We start from the raw sequence: 6,978 nt of genomic DNA, 5'->3' as shown, positions 1-6,978 counted from the left end.
TCTGCCGCCGAGCTCGGGGCCGCGGCCGTGCTGCTCGGGCACACCCTGGACGACCAGGCCGAACAGGTGCTGCTGGGCCTGGGCCGCGGGTCGGGCACCCGCTCGCTGGCCGGGATGGCACAGCGGCGCGGCATCTTCCTGCGCCCGTTCCTGAGCCTGCGCCGGACGGACACCGAGGAACTGTGCCGGATCGAGGGGCTCGAGCCCTGGCACGATCCGACCAACGCGGACCCCGCCTTCCTGCGTTCGCGGGTGCGCACTCGGGTGCTGCCGTTTTTGGAAGAGCAGCTGGGCCCGGGGGTGGCCCAGGCGCTGTGGCGCTCGGCGCGGATCCTGCGCGCCGACGCCGACTACCTCGATGCGCTGGCGGCGGCCGAATATGCCAGGCTGCGGACCGCCACCGCGGCGGGAGTCGAGCTGGAACGTGCCGGGCTCGCGGCACTGCCCGACGCCATGCGGCACCGGGTGATCGCGCTCGCCGCGGCCGAAATGGGCGGGGAAAACCCCAGCTACGAGCGGCTGCTCGCGGCCGAATCCCTGCTGCGGCGGCAGGGCTCGGCGGGCCCGGTGCAGCTGGCCGGCAAGGTCAGCGTCTATCGCAGGGCCCGCGGGCAGCGGGTTCCCCAAGACGGACGCGGCTATGGCAATCTTGTCTTTAGGGCAACCGGCCTACAGGCAGATCACTAAACGGGAGTAATTGGTGGAAACCAGCGACGTCCAGGCGGACCTCAAGCACGTTCTGTACACCAAGGAGCAGATCCAGCAGCGCATCGAGGAACTGGCTGCGGAAATCGACAAGGACTACGAGGGGCGGGACCTGCTGATCGTGGGCGTGCTCAAGGGCGCCGTCATGGTGATGGCGGACCTGGCCCGCGCCCTGCACAGCCACGTGAAGATGGACTGGATGGCGGTCTCCTCCTACGGCTCCGGCACCCAGTCCTCCGGCGTGGTCCGGATCCTGAAGGACCTGGAGACGGACCTGATGGGCAAGCACGTGCTCATCGTCGAGGACATCATCGACTCCGGCCTGACCCTGTCCTGGCTGAAGACGAACCTGCTCTCCCGCGGCCCGGCCACGGTGGAAATCTGCACCCTGCTGCGCAAGCCCGACGCGGCCAAGGTGGACATCGACGTCCGGTACGTGGGGTTCGACATCCCCAACGAATTCGTGGTGGGCTACGGCCTGGACTTCGCGGAGAGATACCGCAACCTGGACTTTGTGGGCACCCTGGCCCCGCACATCTACGAATAGGCCTGAAGCCGGCCGCCCCGGCGGGGCGTCTTGCTTCTACGCCGAGAGGGAACTAATCTTTCCCGCCGTGCGTGATCCCTTCCGGACGGTGTATAGCTGTCTATAGCGGACCTATCAGCACCACGCGCTAGCAAGCAGGAGGACGGGGCGCCAAGCCCCCAAGACGCATGAAATTGAAGAACATTTTCAAGGGACCGATCTTCTGGATTGTGCTGGTCCTGGCAATCCTGCTGATCGCCGTGCCCAACCTGGCCGGCCCCCAGTCCACGCGCGTGGACACGAGCGTCGGCCTGCAGCTGCTGCGCGAAAACAAGGCGCAGGAAGCGCGGATCAGTGACGGCGCGCAGAGCGTGGACCTGACCCTGCGGGACGACTACGTGGTGAACGGCTCCAACAAGGGCAAAAACGTCACGTTCTTCTACAGCCAGCCGCGCGGGGCCGAGGTGGTCCAGGCGGTTAACGCCTCCAAGGTGGACACCTACACGGACCAGCCGGTCGAGAACAACTGGTTCACCAGCTTCATCAGCCTGATCCTGCCCATCCTGATCATCGGGCTGATCTTCTGGTTCCTGCTCTCGCGGATGCAGGGCGGCGGCTCCAAGGTCATGCAGTTCGGCAAGTCCAAGGCCAAACTGATTTCCAAGGACATGCCGCAGGTCACCTTCGCGGACGTGGCCGGCGTGGACGAGGCCGTGGAGGAACTGCACGAGATCAAGGAGTTCCTGCAGGAACCGGGCAAGTTCCAGGCCGTCGGCGCCAAGATTCCCAAGGGCGTGCTGCTCTACGGGCCCCCCGGCACCGGCAAGACGCTGCTGGCCCGCGCCGTCGCCGGCGAGGCCGGGGTGCCGTTCTTCTCCATCTCCGGCTCGGACTTCGTGGAAATGTTCGTCGGCGTCGGCGCCTCCCGCGTCCGTGACCTGTTCGAGCAGGCCAAGGCCAACTCCCCGGCGATCATCTTCGTCGACGAGATCGATGCCGTCGGCCGGCACCGCGGTGCCGGCGTCGGCGGCGGCAACGACGAGCGCGAGCAGACGCTGAACCAGCTGCTGGTCGAGATGGACGGCTTCGACGTGAAGACCAACGTCATCCTGATCGCCGCGACCAACCGTCCGGACGTGCTGGACCCGGCGCTGCTGCGCCCGGGACGGTTCGACCGCCAGGTTGCCGTCGAGGCCCCCGACCTGCAGGGCCGCGAGCGGATCCTGCAGGTCCATGCCGCCGGCAAGCCGATGGCCCCGGGTGTGGACCTGAAGGCGCTGGCCAAGCGCGCCCCCGGCTTCACCGGCGCGGACCTGGCCAACGTGCTGAACGAGGCGGCCCTGCTCACGGCCCGTTCCAACGCCCAGCTGATCGACGACCGCGCCCTGGACGAGGCGATCGACCGCGTCATGGCCGGTCCGCAGAAGCGCTCGCGCGTGATGAAGGAGCACGAGCGCAAGATCACCGCCTACCACGAGGGCGGCCATGCCCTGGTGGCGGCCGCGCTGCGCAACACCGCCCCGGTCACCAAGGTCACCATCCTGCCGCGCGGCCGGGCCCTGGGCTACACCATGGTGGTCCCCGAGGACGACAAGTACTCGGTGACCCGCAACGAGCTGCTGGACCAGCTGGCCTACGCCATGGGCGGCCGGGTGGCCGAAGAGATTGTCTTCCACGATCCGTCCACCGGCGCCTCCAACGACATCGAAAAGGCCACCGGCACGGCCCGCAAGATGGTCACCCAGTACGGCATGAGCGAGCGCGTGGGCGCGGTGAAGCTGGGCCAGGGCGGCGGCGAGCCCTTCCTGGGCCGGGACATGTCGCACGAACGCAACTACTCCGACCATGTCGCCTTCGTGGTCGACGAAGAGGTCCGCCGGCTGATCGACACCGCCCACGACGAGGCCTACGCGATCCTGACCGAGAACCGCGAAGTGCTGGACCGGCTGGCCCTGGCCCTGCTCGAGCGCGAGACGCTGAACCAGGCCGAGATCGCCGAGATCTTCAAGGATCTGCGCAAGCGCGACGAGCGCCATGTCTGGCTGTCCAAGGAGACCCGCCCGGTGCACGACCTGCCCCCGGTGACGTCCCCCAAGGAGCGCGAGGCGGCGTCCCGCGCCCATGCCAGCCGCGCCGAGGACGGCCACGGAGCCGTCATCGTGGATCCGGTCAAAGGTGCCGCCGAGCTGTCCGGTGACGTTCCGCCGGGCGCGGACGGCTAGGATCCAATGGTGACTGCATACGATGATGAGATCGCCGAGCTGGAAATCGACACTACCGTCGACCTGGCCCGGATCGAGAAGGCCGTCCGCGAAATCCTGATCGCGGTGGGCGAGGACCCGGACCGTGACGGCCTGGTGGAAACCCCGCGGCGGGTGGCCAAGGCCTATGCCGAGGTGTTCGCCGGCCTGCACCAGGACCCCGCCGAAGTGCTGGGGGTGACCTTCGACATCGACCACGAAGAGCTGGTCCTGGTCAAGGACATCCCCTTCTACTCGACCTGCGAACACCACCTCGTGCCGTTCCACGGCAAGGCCCACATCGGCTATATCCCTTCCGTCGACGGCAGGGTGACCGGCCTGAGCAAGCTGGCCCGGCTGGTGGAGATCTATGCGCGCCGGCCCCAGGTGCAGGAACGGCTGACCACCCAGATTGTCGAGGCACTGGAGGAGCACCTGCAGCCGCGCGGGGCCATCGTGGTCATCGAGTGCGAGCACATGTGCATGTCCATGCGCGGGGTGCGCAAGCCCGGCGCGATGACCGTCACCTCCGCGGTGCGCGGACAGCTGCGGCAGCAGGCCACCCGGGCCGAGGCCATGAGCCTGATCCTCGGCCGGTAGGCGCCGGAACCAGCAGGGCATTCTACGAACAGGAAGCGGTAACAGAACATTGATGGATTCACTCGCGGCCGTCCCCGGAACCGGGCCCGCCACCTCCCCGCTGCCGCCGGTGCGCACGGTGCGTGCGCCCAAGGCGTTTTCGGACCTGCCCGCCGACCGTGCGGTGGTCATGGCGATCCTCAACGTCACCCCGGATTCCTTCAGCGACGGCGGCGAGCACATCGACCGCGAGGCCGCCATCGCGCACGGGCTTAAGCTGCACTACGGCGGCGCGGACATCATCGACATCGGCGGCGAATCCACCCGCCCCGGACACACTCCGGTCAGCCCGGAGGAGGAGCAGGCCCGCATTCTTCCCGTGATCGAGGCCCTGGTGAAGGCCGGGGCGCTGATCAGCGTGGACACCATGCACGTGGCCACCGCCCGCGCCGCGCTGGACGCCGGGGCGGCCATCGTCAACGACGTGTCCGGGCAGAACTACGAGCCGGGCATGCCGGAACTGGTGGCCGAGCGCAAGGTGCCCTACATCCTCATGCACAGCCGCGGCTCGGCCAGCAACGAGGACCCGAACGCCCGGTACGACGACGTCGTGGCAGAGGTGCTTGCCGAGCTCGCCGCGCTGCGGGACCGCTTCGTGGCCGCCGGCGTCGCCCCGGAGCAGATCATCCTGGATCCGGGCCTGGGCTTTTCCAAGACCGGCGAGCACAACTGGGCCCTGCTGCGCGCGCTGCCGCAGCTCACCGGGCTGGGCCACAAGGTGCTGGTGGGCGCCTCGCGCAAGCGTTTTCTGGGCAGCCTGCTGTCGGTGGACGGCAGGCTGCCGGCACCGAAGGAACGTGACGAAGCCACGCTGGCGGTGACCGCGCTGTCGGCCGGCAACGGCGCCTGGGGCGTGCGCGTGCACGACGCCGGACCGAACCTTGATGCGGTCAAAGTCGCCGCAGCCTGGGCCGGGTAGGACGGCGCCGATGGGTGCCAGGCCCGCGGGCCGCCCTGACGTCATCAGGCTCAGCGGCATCTCCGCCACCGGCTACCACGGTGTCTTCGAGCACGAGCGCCGCGAGGGCCAGGAGTTCATCGTGGACGTGGCCCTGCACACGGACATCCGCGCTGCGGCCGCCAGCGACGACCTGGCCCGCACCGCCAACTACGGGGCGCTGGCCAACCAGGTCCGGGACATCATTGCCGGGGCGCCGGTGAACCTGATCGAGACCCTGGCCGAGCGGATTGCCTCGCACGTGCTCGGGGCCTTCGCGGTCGACGCGGCGGAGGTGACGGTGCACAAGCCCCAGGCACCGATCGAGGTTCCCTTTTCCGACGTCGCCGTCACCATCTACCGGGAGAACCATCCGTGAGCGTCCGGGCGGTGCTGGCGCTGGGCAGCAATCTGGGTGAAAGCAGCGACACGCTTGCGCTGGCCGTCGCGGACCTGGTGGACACCCCGCAGGTACGGCTGCGCGAAGTCTCGCCGGTGGTGCAGACCAGGCCCGTGGGCGGGCCCGCGGGCCAGCCGGACTACCTGAACATGGTGATCGAGGTCGAGACGGACCTGGCCCCGTTCGACCTGCTGGCCCACTGCCAGGCCGTGGAGAACAAGCACCACCGGGTGCGCGAGGTCCGCTGGGGTCCGCGCACGCTTGACATCGACATCATCACCTACGGGGACCTGGTCATGGCCGATGAGCGGCTGACCATTCCGCATCCCAGGGCCGCCGAACGCGCCTTCGTGCTCCAGCCCTGGGCCTGGATGGACGCCACGGCCACGCTCAACGGCGTTCCGGTCGGCCAGCTGGCGGCCGCGGCCGCGGACCTGGAGGGCCTGGAGCCCTTCGAGCCGGGGAGCTGAACGGCGGATGACGGACACCGGACCATGAGAACCATCAAATACAGCTGGCTCGGCCTGATTGTCCTCAGCGGCGGGGTGTTCGGCTGGCTGGCGAACCTGGTCACGACCCGCGGTTCGCTGCCGGTGCCGGTGCTGCACCTGAGTTCGCTGGCCACGATGGCCGCCATCGTGGTGTTCACGCTGGTGCTGGGCCTGCGCGTGCGGCGCTGGCGCAACGGCAAGCGGGACCGCGAGCTGAACCCGGTCCTGGCCGCGCGGACGCTCGTGCTGGCCCAGGCCTGCGCGTACGCCGGCGCGCTGATCATCGGCTGGCACGCCGGCATCCTGGTGGACCAGTTGACGCTGCTGGCCTACCGGCCCGGGGGGCCGGTGCTCTGGCAGGTGCTGGCCATGATGGGCGCCGGGTTGGTCATGGTCATTGTCGGCCTGGTGGTCGAGCGTTTCTGCAAGCTGCCGCCCGAAGAACCTGACTCGCTCAAGGAAATCACCGAGGAAGGGCCGGAAACCGCAGGCGAGGGGGAATATGCCTAGGGAGCCGATCGACCCGCCCGGGATCGACTGGGTGCGGGTTTCGCCCCGGTACATCACCGTGCGCGTGCTCGGCTGGGCGGCGGGCTCGGTGCTGGCCGTCGCGCTGTTCAGCCTGCCGCTGCTGCTGCGGCTGGCCGGCGTCCTGCCCGGCTTCGAGCTGCGGCTGGCCTGGCTGCTGCCGGTGCCGGTGCTGGTGCTGGCGCTCTGGCGCGGGCTGCTGATCCCGCGCCAGGTCAGGGCCATCGGCTACGCGGAGCGTGACGAGGACCTGCTGATCCGCGGCGGCATCTTCTTCCAGCGGGTCATGGTGGTCCCCTACGGCAGGATGCAGTATGTCGACGTCGCCGTCGGGCCGCTGGAGCGGGCCTTCGGGCTGGCCTCGGTGAAGCTGCACACCGCCTCTCCGGCCACCAACGCGGCCATCCCCGGCATCCCTGCGGCGGAGGCGGCGCGGCTGCGCGAGCAGCTTTCGGCCCGCGGGCAGGCAAGGCTGGCCGGGCTGTGAGCGTTCCCGGGGTCGGGGCCGGCCA

9 protein-coding genes are annotated in these 6,978 nt (G+C 69.2%); all 9 read left to right on the top strand.

Going from position 1 to position 6,978, the window contains the following annotated elements:
* On the top strand, nucleotides 1–687 hold a 687-nt coding region (locus ACFQ36_RS19245), incomplete at its 5' end, for an ATP-binding protein (RefSeq protein ID WP_377016555.1).
* Nucleotides 688–700: 13 nt separating this feature from the next.
* Nucleotides 701–1,252, top strand: a complete 552-nt coding sequence (gene hpt / locus ACFQ36_RS19240; protein WP_377016553.1) for a hypoxanthine phosphoribosyltransferase — start codon at nucleotides 701–703, stop codon at nucleotides 1,250–1,252.
* Nucleotides 1,253–1,419: 167 nt separating this feature from the next.
* Nucleotides 1,420–3,453, top strand: coding sequence for an ATP-dependent zinc metalloprotease FtsH (gene ftsH, locus ACFQ36_RS19235; RefSeq protein ID WP_377016551.1), 2,034 nt, complete (start codon nucleotides 1,420–1,422; stop codon nucleotides 3,451–3,453).
* A gap of 9 nt (nucleotides 3,454–3,462) precedes the next feature.
* Nucleotides 3,463–4,071, top strand: a complete 609-nt coding sequence (gene folE / locus ACFQ36_RS19230; protein WP_377016549.1) for a GTP cyclohydrolase I FolE — start codon at nucleotides 3,463–3,465, stop codon at nucleotides 4,069–4,071.
* Nucleotides 4,072–4,123: 52 nt separating this feature from the next.
* Nucleotides 4,124–5,029: a dihydropteroate synthase gene (folP, locus tag ACFQ36_RS19225; protein WP_377016547.1), complete on the top strand. Its 906-nt coding sequence runs from the start codon at nucleotides 4,124–4,126 to the stop codon at nucleotides 5,027–5,029.
* Between the two features lie 10 nt (nucleotides 5,030–5,039).
* Nucleotides 5,040–5,426 (top strand): dihydroneopterin aldolase, encoded by a 387-nt coding sequence (gene folB / locus ACFQ36_RS19220; RefSeq protein ID WP_377016545.1) that lies wholly within the window; start codon nucleotides 5,040–5,042, stop codon nucleotides 5,424–5,426.
* Nucleotides 5,423–5,917: a 2-amino-4-hydroxy-6-hydroxymethyldihydropteridine diphosphokinase gene (gene folK, locus ACFQ36_RS19215; protein ID WP_377016543.1), complete on the top strand. Its 495-nt coding sequence runs from the start codon at nucleotides 5,423–5,425 to the stop codon at nucleotides 5,915–5,917. Before folB ends, folK begins: the two co-directional genes overlap by 4 nt.
* Before the next feature lie 24 nt (nucleotides 5,918–5,941).
* The gene (locus tag ACFQ36_RS19210) at nucleotides 5,942–6,448 is read left to right on the top strand and encodes a DUF3180 domain-containing protein (RefSeq protein WP_377016541.1); all 507 of its coding nucleotides are present in this window, start codon (nucleotides 5,942–5,944) and stop codon (nucleotides 6,446–6,448) included.
* On the top strand, nucleotides 6,441–6,953 hold the full coding sequence (locus ACFQ36_RS19205; RefSeq protein WP_377016539.1) for a PH domain-containing protein: 513 nt from the start codon (nucleotides 6,441–6,443) through the stop codon (nucleotides 6,951–6,953). Before ACFQ36_RS19210 ends, ACFQ36_RS19205 begins: the two co-directional genes overlap by 8 nt.
* Nucleotides 6,954–6,978: the final 25 nt, after the last annotated feature.

The sequence above is a fragment of the Arthrobacter sp. GCM10027362 genome, assembly GCF_042679445.1.
Classification (GTDB): Bacteria; Actinomycetota; Actinomycetes; order Actinomycetales; family Micrococcaceae; genus Crystallibacter.
The sequence above is the reverse complement of the archived record's forward strand: the minus strand, read 5'-3'. Positions and strand labels throughout refer to the sequence as shown.